We start from the raw sequence: 21,725 nt of genomic DNA, 5'->3' as shown, positions 1-21,725 counted from the left end.
TCCGGGGACCAGCGCGGAGCGTGGACTCTCAGGAGGTCGCTCGGACGCGGCGGATGTTGGTCCAGCCGGTCCAGCCACGGTGCTCGAGCCGGCGCAGGATGCGGCGGGCGCCGGGGACCGAGTCGAGGAAGACCCCGTCGAGCAAGGCGGCGAGGTCGTCCGGCAGTGCGCCGTGAGCGAGGGCGTCGTCGGGGACGGCCTCGAACTCCGCGGCCATGCGGTCCGCGACGGCGTCGAGCCGGGGGTCCTCGGCGTCCCAACGGATCACGTCCGTGAGGTCCCGGTAGAGCTCGCGGACCCGCGGGTCCTCCAGCTGCTGGCGCTTCGTCTCCATGAAGAACGGCATCCGCTCGGGCAGCTGGGCGGCCACCAGGATCCAGGCGTCGCGCTCGGCTTCGACCATCTCCTCCGACACGCCGGCCGCGCGCAGCCCCTCGAGGTAGCCGACCGCTTCGGGCGGGAGCGCGAGGCTGTCACCGGCGGCGAGCATGGCGATGCGACGGCGGTGCCGCTCCCGCTCCCTGATCTCGTCCTGCAGCCGCTGGTCGATCTGACCGATCGCGTCGGAGAAGGCGTTGGCATCGGCTGCGAGCAGCTCCCGGACGCGTGAGAGCGGCACGCCGGCGTCGGCGAGCGTGCGGATCCTGATGAGCTCGACGACCGCGGCGGCGTCGTAGCGACGGTAGCCGGAGTGGTCTCGCTGTGGTTCGGGGAGCAGTCCTGTCGCGTGGTAGTGCCGGACCGCGCGCACCGTCGCCCCGGCGTACGCCGCGAGCTGGCTGATCGTCAGCATGCTCCTCCTTCGTCGACCCCGATCGTGCCAACCCCGGTGTGCGGGGCTAGGCGAGCTTGCGCCGGTACACCGTCATGGCGAGGCCGTATGAGGCGGTGAGGAGGCCGATGCACCAGGCAGCTGCGAGCCACCCGTCGTGGCCGAGCGGCTGCTCGGCGTACAGGTTCCGGAGCGTGTCCACGACCGGGGTGACCGGCTGGTGCTCGGCGAAGGCGCGAACCGGGCCGGGCATGCCGGCGGTCGGCACGAACGCCGAGCTGAGGAAGGGCAGGAACAGCAACGGATAGGCGAAGCCGCCGGCGCCGTCGGCGGACCTCGCAGCGAGGCCTGCGATGACCGCCAGCCAGGTCAGCGCCAAGGTGAACAGCACGAGGACGCCGGCGACGCCGAGCCAGGCGAGCACGCCCGCGCCTGACCGGAAGCCCATCGCCAGCGCGACGAGCACGACCAGCACGAGCGAGAGCAGGTTGGCCACCAGCGAGGTCAGCACATGGCCCCACAGGGTGGCTGAGCGTGCGATCGGCATCGACTGGAACCGCTCGAAGATCCCGCTCTGCTGGTCGAGGAACAGCCGGTACGACGTGTAGGCGACGCCGGAGGCGACCGTGATGAGCAGGATCCCGGGCAGCAGGTAGTTCACGTAGCCGCCGTCCTGACCGGTCTCGATCGCGCTGCCGAACACGTAGACGAAGAGCAGCAGCATGACCACGGGTGTGACGGCCGTCGTGACGATGGTGTCGGGGCTGCGCAGGACGTGGCGCAAGGAGCGCCCGGTCAGGGTGACGGTGTCGGTGACGAGGTGGTTGTTCATCGGCTCTCCTCAGGCCTGCTCGTGGGCCGGGGCGGCGTCGTCGCCGACGAGGGCGAGGAACACCTCCTCGAGGCTCGGCTGCTTCTCGACGTACTCGATCTTCGCGGGCGGGAGCAGCGCCTTGAGCTCGGCGAGCGTGCCGTTCACGACGATCCGCCCGCGGTGCAGGATGGCGATCCGGTCGGCCAGCTGCTCGGCTTCCTCGAGGTACTGCGTGGTGAGCAGCACGGTGGTGCCACCCTGGGCGAGCTCCCGGACGGCGTCCCACACCTCGAGGCGAGCCTGCGGGTCGAGTCCCGTCGTCGGCTCGTCCAGGAGGATGACGGGAGGGTCGCCGATGAGGCTCATCGCGATGTCCAGGCGTCGACGCATGCCGCCCGAGTAGGTCGCCACGCGTCGCCTACCGGCGTCGGTGAGCGAGAACCGTGCGAGAAGCTCGTCCGCGATCTGCCCCGGGTCTTCGAGGTGACGGAGCCTGGCGACCAGGACGAGGTTCTCCCGACCCGTCAGGATCTCGTCGACGGCGGCGAATTGGCCGGTGAGGCTGATCGCCTCCCTCACGCGCGCGGGTTCCCCGGTGACATCGAATCCGTGGACGGCCGCGGTGCCGGTGTCGGCTCTCAGCAGCGTGGACAGGATCCGGACGAGAGTGGTCTTGCCCGCCCCGTTGGAGCCGAGCAGGGCGAGGATCGTGCCTGGAGCGACGTCGAGGTCGACGCCGCGGAGCACTGGGTTCCCGCCGTAGGACTTGGTGATCCCGTCGATCTGGATGGCTGGTGTCGGTGGCATGCGACGACTGTGCAACCCTGACGCAGCGTCAAGGTCAAGCGAGACGAGCCCTCAGGACGCCGATCGGCCCCCGACGCCGGAAGACTGCTCTTCCAGGTCGGGGGCCGACCACGGGTCACGGGGTTCAGCCCCGGGCCACCGTCAGATGTCGTAGTACAGGCGGATACACGACCTCCACCAATCTCGCTGACGCGTTTCCGCAGGTCAGAGCCGGTATGACGACGATACGCCTCGCAGTACTAGGCGTCCAGTAGGCGTTGATAGGGCGCTCAGATGGGGGGATCTGGGGGGGACGCGGCGCGCGGCACACGCATGCGCCGCGTCTCAGCGTCGGGCGCCCAAGACGCTGTCGCGTCTTGCCGCCGGAAGTTTGCGTGTCTCGTGCCTGGACTGGCGCTCTGCTGGGTCCCCGCACGACCGCAGCCGAGCTTGGCGGGGAACTGGACGACGGCCTCTGGAGCCAGCACCAGGCCCCGGAGCTTGGGCCGTTGATTAGTGTCGACGCGCGTTCTGTCGGATGTTCCCGAGAGCCTCCTCGGCTGGCCGGAAGGACCGTCCAGCAGGAGGTACGCCATCTTGGCCCCCGAACGCCCGCGGCTCACTAGGGTAAAGCCCGTGATCACCGGAGAACTGAAGAGCAAGATCGACCGCGTCTGGGACGCGTTCTGGTCCGGCGGCATCTCCAACCCGCTCGAGGTCATCGAGCAGATCACCTACCTGCTGTTCATCCGCCGCCTCGACGACCTGCAGACCCTGGCCGAGAACAAGGCCCGCCGCACCGGCGGCGCCATCGTGAACCCGGTCTTCCTCCCCGGGCAGGAGCACCTGCGCTGGAGCCGGTTCAAGAACGACGACCCCGCCGTCATGCACCGGGTCGTGGCCGATGAGGTCTTCCCGTTCCTCCGCAAGGCCGGTGGCGACGAGTCGACCTACAGCGACCACATGAAGGACGCCCGGTTCACCATCCCGACCCCGGCGCTGCTGAGCAAGGTCGTCGACATGCTCGACGACATCCCCATGGCCGACCGCGACACCAATGGCGACCTGTACGAGTACCTGCTCTCCAAGATCGCCGCCGCCGGCGTCAACGGCCAGTTCCGCACCCCGCGCCACATCATCGAGCTGATGGTCAAGATGACCGCCCCGCACCCGACCGACGAGATCTGCGACCCCGCCTGCGGCACCGCGGGGTTCCTGGTCGCGGCCAGCGAGTACATCCGCGACACCCATCCGCAGGCGCTGACCGACGCCACCCAGCGGCAGCACTTCCACCGGTCGATGTTCCATGGCTACGACTTCGACTCCACCATGCTCCGCATCGGCAGCATGAACATGTTGCTTCACGGCATCGAAGCCCCAGACATCCGCTACCGGGACTCCCTCTCCGAGGGAGCCAGCGAGGACGCGGAGAAGTACACGCTCATCCTGGCCAACCCGCCCTTCGCGGGGTCGCTGGACTACGAGTCCACCGCCAAGGACCTACAGCGGCTCGTCAAGACCAAGAAGACCGAGCTGCTCTTCCTGGCCCTCTTCCTCAAGCTCCTCAAGCCCGGCGGTCGGGCCGCGGTCATCGTCCCGGACGGTGTGCTGTTCGGGTCGTCCAAGGCCCACAAGGACCTGCGGAAGATCCTCGTCGAGGACCAGAAGCTCGACGCCGTCGTCAAGCTCCCCTCCGGTGTCTTCAAGCCGTACGCCGGCGTCTCGACCGCCATCCTGTTCTTCACCAAGACCAACTCCGGCGGCACCGACAACGTCTGGTTCTACGACGTCCAGGCCGACGGATTCTCCCTCGACGACAAGCGCAACCCGGTCGAGGCCAACGACCTCCCCGACGTCCTCACCCGGTGGCAGAACCTCGCCGCCGAGGCTGACCGGACACGCACCGAACAGTCCTTCCTCGTCCCCAAGGCCGACATCGCCGCCCAGGGCTACGACCTCTCCCTCAACCGCTACAAGGAGGTCCAGTACGACGACGTCGAGCACCGCCCGCCGCTGGAGATCATCGCGGACATCGAGTCGCTTGAAGACGAGATCGCCAAGGGGCTCGCCGAACTGAAGGCGATGCTGGCGTGAAGACAGTCGAGCTTGGCTCCGTCGCCACGATCGACCGCAAGGGAGTGGATCCCAGCTCGGTCCCACCGGAGACCCTCTACCTCGGCCTCGAGCACATCGAACGTGGCGGGCGCATCATTGGCCGCGACACTGTCGGCGGAGCGGAACTCGCAAGCACGAAGTTCGCGTTCACGGAGGAGCACGTCCTCTTCGGGAAGCTGCGTCCGAACCTCGGCAAGATCAGCCGGCCTGATTTCGCCGGGGTGTGCAGCACCGACATCCTCCCGATTCGCCCGGGCCCGGATCTCGACCGGAACTACCTCGCCCACTACCTCGCGCAGCCGAGCATGGTCGACTTCGCCGCGTCCCGAACATCTGGCGCGAACCTGCCTCGGCTCAGCCCGACCGTGTTGGCGACGTTTCCGATTCCCCTCCCGCCCCTCCCCGAGCAGCGCCGCATCGCCGCAATCCTCGACCACGCCGACGCCCTCCGCGCCAAGCGCCGCCAGGTCCTCGCCCACCTCGACTCCCTCGTGGATGCAGTGTTCCACCAGATGTTCGACATGGAGCGCGATCGGCTGCCGTTTGCTTCAACCTGTCACCGCGTAACTGTCGGCGTGGTGATCAAGCCCGCGAGCCACTACGTCGAGTCGGGTGTGCCGGCGCTGCGGACGCTGAACGTGAAACCAGGCAGGATCGTTTTGGAAGACCTCGTCTACTTCTCCGAAGCGTCCAACAACGGGCCATTAGCGAAGTCTCGACTGCGCGCCGGTGACCTGGTCATCGCCCGCACAGGCAAGGCCGGCACCACTGCGATCGTTCCACCGGAACTTGATGGCGCGAATGCCATCGACCTCATCGTGGCCACTCCGAACACGGATGTAGCTCTGCCGGTCTATCTCGAAGCACTTCTGAACTCCGAAACGGGCAAGCGAATGGTTAGCGGAGAGGCCCGGGGACAGATCCAGCAACACTTCAACGTGGGATCGTTGAAGGCTGCGTCGGTCGCTGTGCCCGAGCTGTCCTTGCAGCGAGAGTTCGCCGATCGGGTGGAGCTCACCAACCGCCAGCGGGCCGCTCAACGTGAGGCCGCCAGGCGTGATGACACTCTCTTTGCCTCCCTCCAGTCCCGCGCCTTCCGAGGGGAGCTGTGATCGGTGCCGGTTGAGATGAGGATGTGGCGGATCGACGGCGACGAGCCGAAGCCGCTGGCGACATCCGTGCTCCCCGCTGAGAAGGACCTGCACGAGTTCCTCAAGCGCGATCCATCGCTGCTCGGCGACCGCCTGCTGGTCATCGGCAGCGAGGTGATCACGCCGTACGGTCCACGCCTGGACCTCCTGGCGATCGACGCCGAGGGCGATCTCAACCTGCTGGAACTCAAGCGCGACAAGACCCCACGCGAGGTTGTCGCCCAAGTGCTCGATTACGGCTCGTGGGCCTCAACGCTGTCCCGCGACGACATCATCGACATCGCTACCAAGCACCTCGACCAGCCGTTCGAGGCCGCGTTCGAAGACGTCTTCGGCAGCGCCCCGCCCGACGAGCTCAACGGCGACCTCAACCTCACCATCGTGGCTGCTGAGCTCGACGCCAGCTCGGAGCGCATCGTCAGCTACCTGCGCGACTTCGGCGTCCCGATCAACGCGGTCTTCTTCTCCTATCTCGAGGACGACGGGCGTCGCTACCTGGCGCGCTCCTGGCTGACCGCTTCGGATGACGAGACGCCGACCGCGACCACCGGAAGCAAGAAGAGCAAGCGCGCTGCCTGGAACGGCAAGGACTGGTACATCTCCTTCGGCGGTGGCGAGCGCGTGTGGGACGACGCGCTCAAGTTCGGCTTCGTAGCGGGCGGGGGCGGCAAGGTCTGGTCGCACGGCATGCGTTCCCTTCCCAAGGACGCCCGGGTCTGGGTCAACGTGCCGCCGATGCGCTACGTGGCGGTCGGCCGCGTCCTAGCGCCTGCGACCCGGTTCGAGAACGCCGAGGTGCGCATTGGCGGGACATGGACCCCCTTGGCAGCACAGACCCTTCAGGGCAACTACCCCAGTGACCCGGACACGGAGGATGACAAGGCCGAGTGGATTGTCCCCGTCGAGTGGATCGAAGCTCGACCGCTCGACGAGGGATTCTGGGAGAAGGGGTTGTTCGCGAGCACTCACAGCGCCTGCAAGCTCCGCCAGGAGTTCACATTGGGACGTCTGGCCGATCACTTCGGTATCGACAAGGACGAGTGACCGACCAGCCATGAGCAACTTTGGGTTCACCAAGGACACGCTGCCGACGGTGCACGCGGACTGCGCCCGGGCGGAGTCCTACCTGTCGTCCGACCCGCGGTCGGCGTGCTTCTACAGCCGCCGCGCGGTCGAGGAGCTCGTGCGTCACCTGTACGACGTCCTTCGCCTCCCGGAGCCGTACCAGTCTGACCTGGCGGCGCGGATCAACGCCGCGGAGTTCAAGGCCAAGACGGGGAACGGGATCAACCAGAAGCTGAACCTGATTCGCAAGCTGGGTAACACCGCCGTCCACGAGGCACGGCCGATCCCGGCCCAGGCCGGGCTGCAGGTGCTTCGGGAGCTGCATCACGTGATGGTGTGGGCCGCCTTCAATCACTCGGCAGACCCCGGAGCGGTGCCGACCAAGGCGCAGTTCGACCCCGCGTTGGCGGCGAAGGCGCAGCCGTTGTCGCAGGCGGATCTGGTGAAGCTCGCGGCGAAGTTCAAGGCCCAGGATGAAGCCCTGGCCAAGGCGCTGTCGGAGAAGGAAGAGCTCGCCGCCGCCAAGGACGCCGAGATCGCGCAGTTGCGCGAGCAGATCGCGGCGGCGCAGGCGGCGAAGACGAAGGTCGATGACCATGACTACTCCGAGGCCGAGACCCGCGATCTGTTCATCGACGTCCTCCTCGGCGAGGCCGGGTGGCCGCTGACCGATTCCCGGGACCGGGAGTACGAGGTCACCGGCATGCCCAACAACGAGGGCAAGGGGTTCGTCGACTACGTCCTGTGGGGTGCCGACGGGCTGCCGCTGGCGGTGGTCGAGGCCAAGCGCACCACCCGTTCCGCGCAGGTCGGTCAGCAGCAGACCAAGCTGTACGCCGACTGCCTCGAGACGCAGTACGGCCGGCGGCCGGTGATCTTCTACACCAACGGCTACCAGCACTGGATCTGGGACGACGCCGCCGGATACCCGCCCCGGGAGATCCAGGGGTTCTACACCCGCGACGAGCTCGAGCTGCTGATCCAGCGCCGCCAGACCCGCCTGCCGCTGGACCAGGTCGGCATCGACACCGACATCGCCGGCCGGCACTACCAGCAGCGCGCCATCCGGGCGGTCGACGAGGCGTTGATGAAGAAGCAGCGCGAAGCGCTGCTGGTGATGGCAACCGGATCGGGCAAGACCCGGATGACCATCGCGCTGGTCGACCAGCTGATGAAGGCCAACTGGGTCAAGCGCGTGCTATTCCTGGCCGACCGGACCGCCCTGGTCACCCAGGCCACCAACGCGTTCAAGACCCACCTGCCTACCGCGACCACGGTCAACCTCCTCACCGACAAGGTCGCCGACGGCCGGGTCTACGTCTCGACGTACCCGACGATGATGAACCTCATCAACGACACCGACTCCGGGCTGCGGAAGTTCGGCCCCGGGTACTTCGACCTCATCGTCATCGACGAGGCCCACCGCTCGGTCTACCAGAAGTACGGCGCGATCTTCGCCTGGTTCGACTCCCTCCTCCTCGGCCTCACCGCGACCCCGAAGGACGAGGTCGACCACAACACCTACCGGCTCTTCCACCTCGAGGACGGCGTCCCCACCGACGCTTACAGCCTGGACGAGGCCGTCAACGAGGGCTACCTCGTGCCCCCGGTCGGGGGCTCGGTCGGCACCAAGTTCCTCCGCCACGGCATCAAGTACGCCGACCTGTCGGAGGAGGAGAAGGACGAGTGGGACAGCCTCGACTGGGGCGAGGACGGCCCACCGGACGCCGTGGACTCCGAAGAGCTCAACCGATTCCTGTTCAACGAGGACACCGTCGACAAGGTCCTCGCCACGCTCATGGACAAGGGCTACAAGGTCGCCGGCGGTGACCGGCTCGCGAAGACCATCATCTTCGCCAAGAACCGCGACCACGCCCAGTTCATCGCCGACCGCTTCGACGCGAACTACCCCGACAAGGCCGGCCACTTCGCCCGCGTCATCACCCACGGCATGTCGTACGCCCAGAGCCTGATCGACGACTTCTCCCAACCCGAGAAGGACCCGCACATCGCGATCAGCGTCGACATGCTCGACACCGGCATCGACGTCCCCGAGGTCGCGAACCTGGTCTTCTTTAAGATGGTCCGGTCGAAGTCGAAGTTCTGGCAGATGATCGGCCGCGGCACCCGCCTGTGCCCGGACCTCTTCGGCCCCGGGGAGGACAAGAAAAACTTCCTGGTCTTCGACTTCTGCGGCAACCTGGAGTACTTCAGCCAGGACCTCCCCGGCACCGAGGGCTCGAACCAGAAGTCCCTGAACCAGCGCCTCTTCGAGACCCGCCTCGCCCTCGTCGGCGCACTCGACCACGCCGGGCAGGAGCCAGAGCTGCGGACATCGGCCGCCAAGGCACTGCACGAGTACGTCGCCGGCATGAACATCAACAACTTCCTCGTCCGCCCCCACCGGCGGTGGGTAGAGAAGTACGCCGACTGGAACGCGTGGGGCGCACTTACCCCGAAGGACGCCGGCGAGGTGCTCGAACACCTCGCCGGACTGCCCTCGACGGTCAAGGACGAGGAGGAGACCGCCAAACGGTTCGACGTCCTCATCCTCCGCCGCCAGCTCGCCCAACTCGAAGGCGACGCCGTCGCCGCCGAACGGCTCCGCGCCACGATCCAGGACATCGCCCACGGACTCCTCGCCAAGACCGCCATCCCCTCGGTCGCCGCGCAGGCCGAGCGGATCGAGGAAGTTGCCAGCGACGAGTGGTGGGTCGACGTCAACGTGCCGATGCTCGAGCTCGTCCGCCTCCGGCTCCGCGGCCTGGTCCAGTTCCTCGACAAGGCCCAGAAGAAGACCGTCTACACCGACTTCAAGGACGAACTCGGCGAAGAGGTCTACGTCGACCTCCCCGGCACCACCCCGGGCACCAACATGGAACGCTTCCGCGCCAAGGCCGCCGCCTACCTCCGAGAGCACGAGGACCACGTCGCACTCCACCGGCTGCGCCGCAACAAGCAGCTCACCCCCGACGACCTAGCGGCGCTGGAGGAGATGCTCCTGGCCAGCGGCGCCGGGGAGAAGGTTGACATCACTTGGGCCTCCGAGCAGCACGGCGGCCTCGGACTGTTCATCCGCAGCCTGGTCGGCCTGGACCGCACCGCGGCTGCGGAGGAGTTCGCCGCCTATCTCGACGAAGGCAAGGCAACCGTCGAGCAGATCCGGTTCATCAACCTGATCATCGACGAGCTCGCGTCCAACGGCGTCGTCGAGCCCGCCCGGTTGTACGAGTCCCCCTACACCGACCACGCGCCGACTGGCCCGGACTTCGTGTTCCCCGAGACCGACGTCGATGTCATCGTCGGCATCCTCAACGACGTTAAGGGACACGCCCTCCCGACCGACGCCGCCTGACACCCATCGTGGCTCGTAGATCACTGTTCGCTGCGAGGTGCGATCTGGGCATCGCACGACCGCCCTCCACGCGCCTGACCTGGAGGACGTTCCACGCTCGTGCAGTCGCTGCGCGTAGGCGGTTGCCGCCGCGAAGCGCAAACGGACGCCCTGCCCTATGAGACTTCGGGGTCGGGGCGGCACTGATCGAGGAATGCCAAGTCGTCGGCTTGATCGGGTGTTACTGAGCCGCGCTGGATGGCCGCAAGGCACTCGAACACGGCGGGGGGGAGCCGGTGTCGTTCAGCCAACACGGCGAGCGCCTCAACCTGGGCCGTCGCGGCGACAGGGTCGGTCTCGCCGATTCGGGCTGCCGCCAGAGCCAATGACCACAAACTGGCGTCGTCGGGGTCGATTCTCGGACGTCGGACGATGTCCATCGCCGCCCGCGCCCGCGCAGCCGGATCCGGCGCGGCTAGTGCGACGCCCGGGCTGAGCTCGATCGGCGATGACGATGCTTCTTTCCGCATGGCCGCCAGCGCGCGTTTCTGCCCCTCGGTCGGGCCGAGAACGCCGTGGCGCGAGTCGGTGAGCATGGCGCGGATGGTGCGCGCTCGCTGCTGGGCTGGGACTCGTATGCGTGGTGGATTCACGGGCTGAGTGTGTCGCGCGCCCACGACAGAATCCGCTCACCACCGCCATCCCCGGCCGGGCGATGGAAGTGGTAGACGGTGCCCCTGTCGGAGCCACGGCCTGGTTCGAGGCCGGCGGGCCATCTCGTCCCACATCGCGGCCCACGGAGCCGCGCCGGTCTGAGCGCTCTAGCTTACGACGGCGAGAAGGGCGGCTGGCGGCCAGAGGCCCCGCCGTGTCACACCGGGCCTCTCAGTGGTGACACCCCCGGCCCGGCGCTCTGAAGAACGTCTCCATCTGGCCGCCACGCGCGCTCCCGGCGACAGCATCGATCGCTCGTACCGGCTTGGACGTGGAGCTGAGGGTACAGAGAACACATGACGAGCGACCTGGATGCGAGTACAGCTGACCTCTATAACACCATCCGTCGGTTGTGGCAGGAGGCACAGTCCGGTGCTAACGAGGAACTCGCCCCGCCTCCAGGCTACGGCGAGTCGGTCGTTGCCATCCGGGATGAGGACATCGCCTCGGTTACGGGACTGGACCTAGCTGTGGTGCGGGAATACCTCGATCACGCGGACGGCACTCGGCTTGTGATTGGCCGGGATGGGGACGCCCGCGCCGTCAAGGCAGTCATCTAGTCGGCGTCATCCGACGGTTCGACAATGGCAGTCGGCGGTTGGTTGAACGCGGGCTGCTCGGTTCGGGGTCCGTCACGTTCCCAGCCGATGCGGTGGGTGCCGATTCGCCACGAACGCGGATCGGCCCCAACGACACCGACATGATCAGCTGAGAGCGCGAGATCAGAGGAGCTATTGCGGTGGTCGACTCGCTGCGTCACCGGATCAGATCTGGGCGCAGATTCGCAAGCCTCGGCATGCTGATCGTGGCCACCGCCTGACGCTGTCGACGCGCTGGCCGGCGGTCGTACTTCGCCGTGGTGGTCGGACGCTTGTGGCCGACGATCTGCGCCACCATGACCGGGTCGGTGGTCTCGAGAAGTGTGCTGATCACAAAACGGCGCATGTCGTGGGGCGCGATGTTTTCGAATCCCGCTTCTCTGGCGCGCCCGGACACCGTTTTCCAGATCTGATGGGCGCTGAGGTGCCCATGTTCGACCATCGGACGCCCAGTGAACCGTCCCGGGTCTGGTGGAGGCGCTGATCCCACGAAAGGGTGGCGCTCATGCCGGCACCGAAGAAGTATCCGGAGGAGTTGAGGGACCGGGCGATGCGTCTGGTCGAGGATCTGCTCGCCGATCCCGAGGTCGAGGTCTCGGTCACGGGTGCGTGCACGAAGGTCGCGGAGCAGCTGGGCGTCAACCGCGACACGTTGCGGGGTTGGATCAAGCAGGCGCAGATCGACTCGGGGTCCCGGCCGGGGGTCTCGACCGATGACCGTCGACGGATCATCGAGCTGGAGCGGGAGAACCGTGAGCTGCGGCGGGCGAACGCGATCTTGAAGACGGCCTCGGCTTTCTTCGCGGCGGAGCTCGACCGCCCATCGCCACGCTCGTGAGGTTCATCGACGAGCACCGCCACGACCACTTCGTCACCAGCTCGGGGGCGAGTGGTGGGGAGTTCGGGGTCGAGCCGATCTGCCGGGTGCTGACCGATCACGGCTGCCAGATCGCTCCGAGCACCTACTACGCCGCCAAGACCCGCCAGCCGTGCGCCCGGGCGGTTCGCGACGCGGAGCTGCTGGGCCAGATCCGGCGGGTCCATGTCGAGAACTACGGGGTCTACGGGGTCCGGAAAGTGTGGCGGCAACTGGCCAGGGAAGGCACCGAGGTCGCCCGGTGCACGGTGGAGCGGCTGATGCGCGCCGACGGGTTGGCCGGTGTCGTCCGCGGCGCACGGACCCGGACCACCCGGGCAGATCCGAGGGCGGCGCGGCCTGAGGACCTGGTCGAGCGCAAGTTCGTCGCGCAGCGGCCCAACCAGCTGTGGGTGGTGGACTTCACCTACGTCCCGACCTGGGTGGGGTTCGTCTACGTCGCGTTCTGCATCGACGTCTACTCCCGGATGATCACCGGCTGGCGCTCGAGCACGTCGATGAGCACCGAGCTGGTCCTCGACGCTCTGGAGATGGGCATTTGGCAACGCTCCCGGCAGGGCGGTCGCTCGAGGGGCTGGTGCACCACTCCGACGCCGGGTCCCAGGGCGGATTCAACCGGTCGTCGCAACACCTCGTGATCAAGGAGGTATGCGATGGGACGTGGCAGGAAGCAGATGCCGGAGGCGCCGGCGGGCGCCAGGCGGCAGTGGGCTGCGGATCGGGCGATGCGCGCGCCGATGCGTTCACCTGGGCGGCCTGAGCCGTCGCGGGCAGTGCAGCGGGAGTTCTGGCGGCTGATCGCGACGGGGATCACGACCGTCGAGGCGTCGGCGGGCGTGGGTGTGTCGTGGCCGGTCGGTGCGCGATGGTTTCGCCACGCTGGCGGGATGCCGCCGCTGAGCCTGGCCGACCCCACGAGCCGTTACCTGTCCTTCGCCGAGCGCGAGGAGATCGCGCTGCTCAACGCTCAGCGAATGGGTGTGCGGGAGATCGCCCGCGCGATCGGCCGCGACCCCGGGACCGTGTCTCGGGAACTGCGCCGCAACGCCGCGACGAGGGGCGGCAAGCCGGTCTACCGCGCCGTGGTGGCGCAGTGGAAGGCACAGCAGGCCGCCAAGCGCCCCAAGACAGCGAAGCTGGTGGGCAACGAGCGGTTATGTGAGTACGTGCAGGACCGGCTCGCCGGTAACGTCCGCCGCTCTGACGGCACGATCGTCCCGGGGCCTCAGACGAGGCCGTGGAAGGGATTGAACAAGCCCCATCGCCAAGACAGGCGCTGGTCGACGGCGTGGAGCCCGGAGCAGATCTCGCATCGTCTGGAAGTCGACTTCCCCGATGATGAGTCCATGCGCATCAGCCACGAGGCGATTTACCAGTCGCTGTTCATCGAGGGCCGTGGTGCGCTCAAGCGTGAACTCGTTGCCTGTTTGCGCACCGGACGGGCGTTGAGGGAGCCGAGGGCCCGGTCACGCAACAAGCCACAGGGGCACGTCACCGCCGATGTCGTGCTCCGCGAGCGTCCCGCCGAGGCCGACGACCGCGCCATCCCCGGGCACTGGGAAGGCGATCTGATCATCGGCACCGGCCGGTCCGCGATCGGGACGCTCGTCGAACGCAGCAGCCGCTCAACGCTCCTGGTGCATCTGCCCCGAGGAAAGGGCTGGGGCGAGAAGCCGTATGTGAAGAACGGGCCATCGCTCGGCGGCTACGGGGCCGTCGCGATGAACATCGCGCTCACGGCGTCGATCACCACGCTGCCACAGCAGCTGCGCAAGACCCTGACCTGGGACCGCGGCAAGGAGCTTTCGGGTCACGCGCAGTTCGCGTTGGAGACCGGGACGCGGGTGTTCTTCGCTGACCCGCACTCACCATGGCAGCGCCCGTCGAACGAGAACACCAACGGGCTGCTGCGCCAGTACTTCCCCAAAGGCACAGACCTGTCGCGCTGGTCGGCCGAAGACCTCGAGGCCGTCGCTCACGCCCTCAACAATCGCCCCCGCAAGATCCTCGACTGGAAGACTCCAGCTGAGGTCTTCGAGGAGCAACTACGCTCGCTCCAACAAGCCGGTGTTGCATCGACCAGTTGAACTCGCCCAGTACACCTCGATCCGCTACACCGAGCGGCTCGCCGAGGCCGGCGCGAAGCCCTCGATCGGGTCGGTCGGCGACTCCTACGACAACGCGATGGCCGAGTCGGTGATCGGGCTGTTCAAGACCGAATTGATCCGCCGCCAAGGCCCCTGGCGGGGTCCCGACGCGGTCGAGATCGCCACCCTCGAGTGGGTCGACTGGTTCAACAACCGACGCCTCTTCGAGGCGCTCGGAAACATCCCCCCGGCCGAGGCCGAAGCCAACCACTACCGCACGACCGAGCCGTCTGAGACCGTTCAGATGGTAGAACCCAGCCTCCACTGAACCCGGGGCGGTTCACAGTTCTTGAGAGTGGTACGAACAGCCCTCCCGGCGCGGATCCGCGGACCTCTAGCCATCGTTGAAGCGCCGTGACTGCTGTGGGGTGAAGCCACGCGTAGCGACCTACGCCGCTCTTGGTCACCGGTAGCCAGAAGCGGTCTTGGTCCAACTCAACATCCTCGATGCGGACGTGGTGCACCTCGTCGCGGCGGGCGCCGGAAGTCGCCAGTGCCAACAGCAGTGCCACGTCGCGGATGCGCGTGTTCACCCCTCCAGACCCGCGCTCGCACGCGCGGATGATGACCGCGACGTCCTCCTCACTCAGGTGGTGGCCTGCCGGTGGACGCTGCTCGCCTGCGGTTGTGGTGAAGGCGGCGGCCGACTTCCATTGCGTCCGGGTGAGGAGACCAGCTTGGTGGCAGCAGGCGAGCATGGTGCGCAAGGCGGAGGCGTCCTTCTGAACAGTGCTGTGCGCATAGCCCCTGGCTGCCTCCAGGGAACACATCTGGCTGGCCACGTGACCATCGACGACCAGTTCCCACGGGTAGGTGGTCGGGTCATACTCCCCGTTACTGGCCGCCGTTGTGATGCGATACAGGGACCCCAGCATCGCCCGCTGCGTTGACGAACGGTTGGGCCATGTGTTCCGGAATCTCGTGAGGGCCGCCGCGCGGCCCTCTAGGAGAGTCGCCTCCTCTTTCGTCACGGCGTGGAGACCCTCGCCCCCCGCGCGACCTACCGTGTCGTCCGTCATGCCGCCCCACCTTCGGCGCCGTGGCCGGTTCGCCTGGGGCTAGACCCGAGGGCAGGGTGAAGTGCATGGGTGTCCCCTCCGGGGCTTGGGTCACTGCCCGGGGTGATCCTGTCCAGTCCGGGCATGGCCAGCGTGGAAACGGCCGACCGCTGCATTTCTTCACCCCGCACGTCGTAGATGATCGTGCTGGCGAGCGACTTGTGGTTGAGCAAATGGCTGACCAGAACGGGGTCGAACTCGTTCAAGAGGTCGCTAGCGAAGTTGCGGCGGAAGTCGTGGCAGGTCAGATGCGGAATGCCGGCGTCCGCTGAGCGACGGGTGACCATGCCGTTGACTGCCTTCGGGTGCAGCCGGCGCTCCAGAAGGGGCCGCTTCTTGCGGCTGCTCATAAAGAGCGGGCCCGGCTGGCCCCCGCGAAGCGTGAGCCATCGGAGCAGATAGGGCTTGGCCTCGGGGTGGACAAACACCGTGTGGGGTCGAAGGTTCTTGGTCTTTCCCAGAAATAGCGTGTCCTGGTCCTGGTCCCAGTCGGCGAGATCAAGTCCAACCAACTCGCTGACTCGAATCCCCGTGGTTCGGAAGGTCGCAATGATGGCGGTGTTGCGGGCGCGTGCCCACGCGTTGCCCGTCGTCTCGGCAGCGGTGATGAGGCGCTCGAACTCGTCGACGGATAGGCGCCGCCGCCGGCGCGACCGTCCGTGGGCGACCGTGGTGAGCTCGTCGGTCAGCCGGTCGTGACGAAGTGCGCTGATCGTCCGGGCGCGATAGCAGTCGAGCAGTACCGCCCGGAGCGCGTGGACGTTGTTGTTGCGGCTTCCCTGGTTCGAGTAGCGCCGGCGAACGTGCCGATGGTAACTAGCCGCCTGCTCGGGTGTGATCTGATGCCACGGGTACTCGAGTACGTGGGTCCAACTCGCCTGGCCCGGATCGATACCACGGAAGAAGGCGTAGGCACGCCGCAGAGCGCTCTCGATCTGGTTTTTGCCCGCGTGCCGCTCTACGGTGCGCGTGATCGGGTGCTCCCATGTCGGGAGCCGGGTCAGCGCCTGCGGGTCTGGCTCGCACCACTCCACCTCCGAGCCGGATGAGTCGCTCGTGCGTTCGGTCAGTTCGGCATCGCGTTCGCGCCTACGCCTAGCGTCAGCGAGGAGAGCTTGGAAGGCGCCCACCGGCGGGCTGATCCCGTCACCTGTATCGGTTCCTAGGTCCGGCGCCGACTCCGGGCCGGGGTAGTCGGCCCGGTCCGTGCTGGGGATGGCGGGTGCGCCGAGGGCGCTCATGTACTGCACTGTAGATCCCTTCGCGCCGGAAAGATCCGGCTGATTTCGAAGGGCAAGGGAATACATCTTCCCGTGCCCTTCGCGCCCACGTTGAGCGAGAATCGGGACGGTCCGGAGCGTGATCAGGGGCGCAATACCCTCCCATTGATGGAGGGCGGGACAAGCTCTGACGAGACGGGCCGCAGGCCAGTCGTAGTCGCCGTGGTCGACCATGCTTCCCGTCTGGGGTTCCCGACCGTGCGCAAGCATGGATGATCTTTCGTGGGCAGGCGCGGGGGTACACCGCTGCCTGCCGCCGTTGGCCGACGCGGGGGCTGCCTGATGCCCGCCATCCAAAGTTGGGCTCGGCATTATCAAGCGCCGTGGCGTGAGCGAGCAGCCGACTCCCAGTTCGACTATTGGTTCCGTGTTGCAGCCCTGGCCTTGGGACGTCACGCGGCGAACGGGCATGCGCCGTTTGCCGCCGGCGAGATCGGGCGGCTGCTGGGCTCGGTGGATCTGGCGACCGGGGAGGTATGTCCACTCGAGAAGGGCTCGGTACAACGCGCGATCCGTGGAGCCGTCACCCGGGGATTCCTATCGAGGGAGTCCGGTTCGCGGTGCTTGGTCGTGCCGCGACACGCTGTTGTCGGCGGCCTCGGGTACGTCGGCGCCCCCTGCCCGCATCACGGGGAGCTGATCCAGCGCCCACCGCCCGTCCGGCAGCGGCGGCCGGACAGTCCGTCGGCCTAGGCGTCACACGCCCGCGTGGCGCCGCATGGGTGGGCGTTTGGCGCCCTCCGCGAGGGCGTCTCACGCCCACCTGCAGGGCGTCTGACCAGCGTAAACGGGTCGCCGCTCTGGAGTCTCTCTCAAGCCAGCTTCTTACGCCTGCCCCGTGAGTCCGTGAACCGGGCATTCTCGACTCGGATGAAAGTGCCGTGACGCACGAGCGTGCATGTGGCACGTGCGGGGCAGTCGCCCGTTTCCATCGACTAACGACGGCGGTGCCGCGCGCCCCACTCGGGGACGGATCCGAGCGGACCTGGGAGACGATCGGCGCGCGCTTTGACCCGTCGGACACCTAGCTCGCACGGCCATATCCCGCACTCGAGGGCGTGAGACTAACGCCGAGCCGTGAGGGCGATCTCGGGAGTTGTACCGTTCGTCGCGGTCGTACCAGTCGGCGCGCGGCGACGGGTTGTCGAAGGCGCAGGTGGAGCAGCCGGCCCGCAGGGTCAGGTGTGCCGGGTACTAACGCCGCTGGGGTTTGAGGAGTGTTGTGGCAGGTCATGAGCTGATCGGGTCGACCATGAGATCGCCCGAGCCGCGACCGTGCGGGCTGTGTGGGGACTTCCGGAAGCTCTCGAGATCGCACGTGCCACCTCAGGTCGCCGGGAACACCGGTCTCGTGGAGAGAGCCTCGGATCTTGTCGACGAGAACCGTGTGCGTCGCCCGGGTAGATGGTCTCCGGGTGGCATGTGGGTCCGTGGCCTGTGCGAGTCCTGCAACAACCTGGCTGGAGGTGCGTACGACCGCGCATACGCCGACTTCGCCAATCAGGTCGCACGACTAACGACTCCCGCAGCGTTGCGGATGGCGGTCATCCCAGGTGAGGCCCCCGGAGCGCGGTTCGCTCCGGGTCTCGTCGCCCGCTGCGTCTTGTTCGGGATGTTCGCCATCAACCCTCGCCTGCGGTTCCTGTTCCCCGCCCTCGCGCAGGACCTCCTGCATGAGCGGTCCGGTGAAGGTCCGGTGCGGTGGCCCGATCGGCTCGTCTTGAAGGTCGGTCGCACGCACCCGAGGTTTGAGCGGCACGGGCTGCTGGTGAGCGGGGTGTGGTCGATGCGGGTCCTCGTGGAGCGGGTCCGACACTCCAGCTTCGGCGACATCGTTTTCCACCCGTTCGTGTGGTGCCTGGTGCCCGCCGAGGACGCGGCCGACCCGCAACTCGGCTTGGAGGTCACTGAGCCGCTGGTCGACGCCAGCGATTGGGTTCACTACGGGCCAGACCGAACCTCGGTTGATCTGCGACACCTGACGAGGACGTTTCCTGCGCTGGCTCACCCGATGCACTCGAAGCAGGACGATTGGGTGGAGATGCTCGCCGACAGCAACACGGAAGGTGGGCCCGTCGTCCTGTTCGGACGTATCCCTTGACGACCTACGTCGCCGCAGCGCCGCCCCCGCCACCCGGCGCGGCTTGGCAACTACTCTCCACGTCATGAGCAACGCAGCCGGTGCGCAGGCAAGCCGAGAAGAGGAGATCGCACTTCTTGCGATGGAAGAGGTGCTCGGAGTGGACATCCGGCTCGCGGATGCCGGTGCCGGCAACAAGATGCCCGATGGCGCCTGGGTGTATCCCCACGACCCGGATCGGCGCGGCATTGTCGAGATCACGTCCCCGCCAGCGAAAGAGCTGATGAAGGAATGGGCGGCTGCGAAGCGGGAGGGGCGACCGCAGAGCGAGGAAGGGTGCCTCGACCCTCGCTTGGGAGAGCTCGCGCAGGTGTGCACCGAGATGCTCACGACGGAGTGGGTCAGGCAGAACCTCGACAAGCTGCTGGCTCAGCCGGCAGAGGAGCGGCACCTGTTCCTCTTCGCGCGCGGGCACGATGTGGGCCACTATTTCTACCGGCTTTCCGATTCATACGATGACCGTCCGGCCGAGCACGTTGAGGACCTCCTCCTCCCGGACGGGATTTCAGATATCTGGTTCCGTGGGCGGGCGCGGCGAGACCCGCAAGATCGGCAAGGGTCGACGGAGATCTGGCTGGCGAGATTCCAAGCCGGGGTCGGTTGGCACCGCTACGTGGTGAGCATGGAAGAGCAGCACCTGCCATCCCCAAACGCGGGCATCGTCGACGACCCGGTTCCTGAGGGCTGGCGGCGGCCGAAGGATCGATCGGTCATGCCCGCCGGCGGCTGAGGGCGCTTCGAGCTCCCGTTCGCCTCACGGCGCGCCGCGCTCGGAACGAGCGGGCAGCTGAATCGTTGTCAGGCCGTCCAGTACGCGAGGCGGGACCGGTGCAGCCAGGCATCGATCCGTTCGTCGGCCGGAAGTGGGCCGTGGCGAGAGGGTGCGTGCCGCGTTCTCTGTCGTAGTGCTCAGTTGTGCCTGGGTCGGGTGGCTGGCGAGGATCTGCGCGTCACGCAACGAGGACGCCGGCGTACGACGTTAGTGGTCAGCGCGTGTCGAACCGAGTGGGTCTTGGTGGCGCAGCCATCCGCGGTGAACCGCTCCTGGCGGGTCAGCCGAAGTCGACCGACGCGCTGAACTGGTCGTCCCGGTTGAGCAAGATTCCGTCTGACACCATGTCGGCCGTGGCAATCGACTGGGCGAAGGCGTTGGACCTGAGTCGCGCAGCGGCGAACCTTCGATTCGAGATGGGGTCCAACGACTGGCATTGGGACCCGTGGGACTGGCCCGAGCTCGACTTCATAGTCAAGAAGGAGCCGTCGCTGGCGGTCCAGCACTGTTCAGGGTCTGGCAGCCTTCAGTCAGCGTTGATTGAGGTACCTAAAGAGAACTGGGGGGCGCGGCCGGCTGTCGTCCTCGACCTGATGGACCGCCTGATCTATCAGGCACTCGTCGACCGGCTCAGCGTTCGGCTCATTGGCGGACTCGATCCGAACGTCTACGGATGGCGTCTACCCGCGCTGAACCCGAAGACCGGCGTCTACTCGCAGAACAAGAAGCAGTGGGAGGGCTACCGGAGGCACCTCCAGGAGCTCGTCTGGCGATATGACGTGGCGCTGCGGACCGACCTTGTCTCCTTCTTCGCCAGCCTGCCGGTTGGCCCGGTACAGGAGGCCATTCAGGACAAGACACCGAAGGGCGAGGTCACGAGCCGTCTATGCGACCTTATCGAGGGCTTCGACGACGTGTCCGGCCGCTCGGGCTTGCCGCAGAGATCGTTCGCGTCGGCGGCGATCGCGAATATGTACCTCACGCCCCTCGATGACGTACTCGCCAGCCACGCGACCGCGATTCCCATACTCTTCAAGAGCAGGACCACACGGATGAGCTTCACGCGATGGATGGACGACATTCTGTGGTTTGGGACGGAGCCTTCGGCGGCTCGCCAAGTCCAGATCGAGTTGCAGTCGGTGGCCCGGTCGCTCGGACTGAACTTGAACGACGCCAAGACAGAGGTTCTTGAGGGTCCACAACTCGATGTGATTCTCGACATCGAGCACAGCGCCGTTGATGACGCGATCGACAAACGCAGGGACTTCAAGCCGCTTGAGGAACTCATCGACCGCTTACTCGACCAAAGGGAACTCGCAGGGCGATCTTCGATCAAGTTCGCCGCACGACGAATGCGAGCTCACTCTCACCACTACCGAGCCGACGACATCGCCGCGACCGCCGAGCGGATGCCGCACGTCGCGGATTCTTGGGCAGAGCTGATGAAGGAGGTCTTCACGCAGTCCAGTCTGCAGGACTGGTTCCTCGACTATGCAACGAGTGACTGGGCCACCTACGAATGGTCGGTTGCGCGATTCGGCCACATGTTCCCGACGGCCAGGCGGCCGCGTCGAGCGCTTCGGGACTTCTGCTCGACTGCAGTTCGCGATTCGAACACGAGCGTTCCGCTTCTCGCCTTCGCGGCCCAGCGCCTGACAGCTTGGGACCCGCCGGAGGGCCGAGCTGCGTGTCGCGATGGGATCAAACGAGCAAGCACGCCACAGGCGCGGCGGATCCTCGCCCTCTCCGCGCTCGGGGCCGGAGAGACGCGGACGACTGTGAGGAAGTGGCTGCGACAGGACAAAGAGAACTACCCGACTCTCCGGATGCTCGAGTCGGAGGGATATTCCGCCCGCAAGGTAGCGAAGACCTTCGCGGGGTAGTCATGGCCTCGACGTCTGCGTGCGGTGACTGAACGTAAATGGCGTCTGGCCGTTGATACTCTTTCGTCGCCATATGCGGGTCGCCCGTTAGCCTCGAACTTTCTTTTGGCTGTGGGTTGAGTCGTTGAGTGCGACGTCCGGGTCGGATCTGCGGCCGGGGCATGGATGGCCGCCGGCGCTGTAGTCGCCGGGTTCTCCGAGGCCTTGATTGTGACGGC

At 66.9% G+C, this 21,725-nt stretch carries 18 protein-coding genes and 1 pseudogene; 12 read left to right on the top strand and 7 right to left on the bottom strand.

Annotation, left to right across the window (positions count from 1 at the left end; all coding sequences use genetic code 11):
• Window positions 1–28 precede the first annotated feature (28 nt).
• From FIP57_RS19200 to FIP57_RS19190, 3 genes are read right to left on the bottom strand one after another with little or no spacing between them, the layout of a single operon-like run.
• The gene (locus FIP57_RS19200; protein ID WP_148575174.1) at window positions 29–793 is read right to left on the bottom strand and encodes a MerR family transcriptional regulator; all 765 of its coding nucleotides are present in this window, start codon (window positions 791–793) and stop codon (window positions 29–31) included.
• Between the two features lie 46 nt (window positions 794–839).
• Complete coding sequence (locus tag FIP57_RS19195; protein ID WP_148575173.1) at window positions 840–1,604, bottom strand: ABC transporter permease; 765 nt, start codon at window positions 1,602–1,604, stop codon at window positions 840–842.
• Window positions 1,605–1,613: 9 nt separating this feature from the next.
• A complete protein-coding gene (locus FIP57_RS19190; protein WP_148575172.1) occupies window positions 1,614–2,393 on the bottom strand; it encodes an ABC transporter ATP-binding protein in 780 nt (259 codons plus the stop codon).
• Between the two features lie 615 nt (window positions 2,394–3,008).
• Here FIP57_RS19190 and FIP57_RS19185 point away from each other — a divergent pair.
• From FIP57_RS19185 to FIP57_RS19170, 4 genes are read left to right on the top strand one after another with little or no spacing between them, the layout of a single operon-like run.
• A complete protein-coding gene (locus tag FIP57_RS19185; protein ID WP_148575171.1) occupies window positions 3,009–4,466 on the top strand; it encodes a type I restriction-modification system subunit M in 1,458 nt (485 codons plus the stop codon).
• Window positions 4,463–5,599 carry a restriction endonuclease subunit S gene (locus tag FIP57_RS19180; RefSeq protein WP_148575170.1) on the top strand — a complete coding sequence of 379 codons (1,137 nt, stop codon included), beginning with the start codon at window positions 4,463–4,465 and terminating at the stop codon, window positions 5,597–5,599. The genes FIP57_RS19185 and FIP57_RS19180 overlap by 4 nt, the downstream gene beginning before the upstream one ends.
• A 21-nt stretch (window positions 5,600–5,620) precedes the next feature.
• The gene (locus tag FIP57_RS19175) at window positions 5,621–6,682 is read left to right on the top strand and encodes a PDDEXK family nuclease (protein ID WP_238993600.1); all 1,062 of its coding nucleotides are present in this window, start codon (window positions 5,621–5,623) and stop codon (window positions 6,680–6,682) included.
• 10 nt (window positions 6,683–6,692) lie between these two features.
• Window positions 6,693–10,058, top strand: a complete 3,366-nt coding sequence (locus FIP57_RS19170; RefSeq protein ID WP_148575168.1) for a DEAD/DEAH box helicase family protein — start codon at window positions 6,693–6,695, stop codon at window positions 10,056–10,058.
• 155 nt (window positions 10,059–10,213) lie between these two features.
• Here the strand turns inward: FIP57_RS19170 and FIP57_RS19165 are convergent, their stop codons facing one another.
• Entirely contained in the window at window positions 10,214–10,633 is a 420-nt protein-coding gene (locus tag FIP57_RS19165) for a hypothetical protein (RefSeq protein ID WP_148575167.1), read from the bottom strand.
• Window positions 10,634–11,047: 414 nt separating this feature from the next.
• Here FIP57_RS19165 and FIP57_RS19160 point away from each other — a divergent pair, with 414 nt between their 5' ends.
• The gene (locus FIP57_RS19160; RefSeq protein ID WP_148575166.1) at window positions 11,048–11,311 is read left to right on the top strand and encodes a hypothetical protein; all 264 of its coding nucleotides are present in this window, start codon (window positions 11,048–11,050) and stop codon (window positions 11,309–11,311) included.
• A 196-nt stretch (window positions 11,312–11,507) separates the two neighbouring features.
• Here the strand turns inward: FIP57_RS19160 and FIP57_RS19155 are convergent, their stop codons facing one another.
• Window positions 11,508–11,792, bottom strand: a complete 285-nt coding sequence (locus FIP57_RS19155; protein ID WP_148575165.1) for a tyrosine-type recombinase/integrase — start codon at window positions 11,790–11,792, stop codon at window positions 11,508–11,510.
• 63 nt (window positions 11,793–11,855) lie between these two features.
• On the opposite strand from FIP57_RS19155, the gene FIP57_RS24555 reads away from it, so the two are divergent.
• The 4 genes and pseudogenes from FIP57_RS24555 to FIP57_RS19135 form a co-directional block, all read left to right on the top strand.
• Entirely contained in the window at window positions 11,856–12,188 is a 333-nt protein-coding gene (locus tag FIP57_RS24555) for a transposase (RefSeq protein ID WP_148575164.1), read from the top strand.
• Window positions 12,185–12,865: an IS3 family transposase gene (locus FIP57_RS24550; RefSeq protein ID WP_162529875.1), complete on the top strand. Its 681-nt coding sequence runs from the start codon at window positions 12,185–12,187 to the stop codon at window positions 12,863–12,865. The genes FIP57_RS24555 and FIP57_RS24550 overlap by 4 nt, the downstream gene beginning before the upstream one ends.
• A 36-nt stretch (window positions 12,866–12,901) precedes the next feature.
• The gene (locus FIP57_RS19140) at window positions 12,902–14,314 is read left to right on the top strand and encodes an IS30 family transposase (RefSeq protein ID WP_420846714.1); all 1,413 of its coding nucleotides are present in this window, start codon (window positions 12,902–12,904) and stop codon (window positions 14,312–14,314) included.
• A gap of 4 nt (window positions 14,315–14,318) precedes the next feature.
• Window positions 14,319–14,600: pseudogene (locus tag FIP57_RS19135) on the top strand (integrase core domain-containing protein); the annotation flags it as partial.
• On the opposite strand, the gene FIP57_RS24545 reads toward FIP57_RS19135, so the two are convergent.
• Both FIP57_RS24545 and FIP57_RS19125 read right to left on the bottom strand, forming a co-directional pair.
• Complete coding sequence (locus tag FIP57_RS24545; protein WP_420846713.1) at window positions 14,521–15,072, bottom strand: tyrosine-type recombinase/integrase; 552 nt, start codon at window positions 15,070–15,072, stop codon at window positions 14,521–14,523. The pseudogene FIP57_RS19135 and the gene FIP57_RS24545 sit on opposite strands and share 80 nt — an antisense overlap.
• 317 nt (window positions 15,073–15,389) lie before the next feature.
• Entirely contained in the window at window positions 15,390–16,673 is a 1,284-nt protein-coding gene (locus tag FIP57_RS19125) for a tyrosine-type recombinase/integrase (RefSeq protein ID WP_162529874.1), read from the bottom strand.
• Between the two features lie 1,651 nt (window positions 16,674–18,324).
• Between FIP57_RS19125 and FIP57_RS19120 the strand changes: the two genes are divergently transcribed.
• From FIP57_RS19120 to FIP57_RS19110, 3 genes are all read left to right on the top strand, one after another.
• Window positions 18,325–18,813: a hypothetical protein gene (locus tag FIP57_RS19120; RefSeq protein WP_148575160.1), complete on the top strand. Its 489-nt coding sequence runs from the start codon at window positions 18,325–18,327 to the stop codon at window positions 18,811–18,813.
• A gap of 64 nt (window positions 18,814–18,877) precedes the next feature.
• Complete coding sequence (locus tag FIP57_RS19115; RefSeq protein ID WP_148575159.1) at window positions 18,878–19,582, top strand: hypothetical protein; 705 nt, start codon at window positions 18,878–18,880, stop codon at window positions 19,580–19,582.
• A gap of 395 nt (window positions 19,583–19,977) precedes the next feature.
• Window positions 19,978–21,507: a reverse transcriptase domain-containing protein gene (locus FIP57_RS19110; protein WP_162529873.1), complete on the top strand. Its 1,530-nt coding sequence runs from the start codon at window positions 19,978–19,980 to the stop codon at window positions 21,505–21,507.
• Window positions 21,508–21,725: the final 218 nt, after the last annotated feature.

It is taken from the genome of Nocardioides caldifontis (assembly GCF_008087345.1).
GTDB classification, from domain to species: Bacteria; Actinomycetota; Actinomycetes; order Propionibacteriales; family Nocardioidaceae; genus Marmoricola_A; species Marmoricola_A caldifontis.
The sequence above is the reverse complement of the archived record's forward strand: the minus strand, read 5'-3'. Positions and strand labels throughout refer to the sequence as shown.

Bases quoted from the DNA above. Each gene is read 5' to 3' on its own strand.
- FIP57_RS19200 (WP_148575174.1), bottom strand. From the start codon at position 793: ATGCTGACGATCAGCCAGCTCGCGGCGTACGCCGGGGCGACGGTGCGC.
- FIP57_RS19195 (WP_148575173.1), bottom strand. From the start codon at position 1,604: ATGAACAACCACCTCGTCACCGACACCGTCACCCTGACCGGGCGCTCC.
- FIP57_RS19190 (WP_148575172.1), bottom strand. From the start codon at position 2,393: ATGCCACCGACACCAGCCATCCAGATCGACGGGATCACCAAGTCCTAC.
- FIP57_RS19175 (WP_238993600.1), top strand. From the start codon at position 5,621: ATGTGGCGGATCGACGGCGACGAGCCGAAGCCGCTGGCGACATCCGTG.
- FIP57_RS19170 (WP_148575168.1), top strand. From the start codon at position 6,693: ATGAGCAACTTTGGGTTCACCAAGGACACGCTGCCGACGGTGCACGCG.
- FIP57_RS19165 (WP_148575167.1), bottom strand. From the start codon at position 10,633: ATGCTCACCGACTCGCGCCACGGCGTTCTCGGCCCGACCGAGGGGCAG.
- FIP57_RS19160 (WP_148575166.1), top strand. From the start codon at position 11,048: ATGACGAGCGACCTGGATGCGAGTACAGCTGACCTCTATAACACCATC.
- FIP57_RS19155 (WP_148575165.1), bottom strand. From the start codon at position 11,792: ATGGTCGAACATGGGCACCTCAGCGCCCATCAGATCTGGAAAACGGTG.
- FIP57_RS24555 (WP_148575164.1), top strand. From the start codon at position 11,856: ATGCCGGCACCGAAGAAGTATCCGGAGGAGTTGAGGGACCGGGCGATG.
- FIP57_RS19140 (WP_420846714.1), top strand. From the start codon at position 12,902: ATGCCGGAGGCGCCGGCGGGCGCCAGGCGGCAGTGGGCTGCGGATCGG.
- FIP57_RS24545 (WP_420846713.1), bottom strand. From the start codon at position 15,072: ATGCTCGCCTGCTGCCACCAAGCTGGTCTCCTCACCCGGACGCAATGG.
- FIP57_RS19125 (WP_162529874.1), bottom strand. From the start codon at position 16,673: ATGAGCGCCCTCGGCGCACCCGCCATCCCCAGCACGGACCGGGCCGAC.
- FIP57_RS19120 (WP_148575160.1), top strand. From the start codon at position 18,325: ATGTTCGCCATCAACCCTCGCCTGCGGTTCCTGTTCCCCGCCCTCGCG.
- FIP57_RS19115 (WP_148575159.1), top strand. From the start codon at position 18,878: ATGAGCAACGCAGCCGGTGCGCAGGCAAGCCGAGAAGAGGAGATCGCA.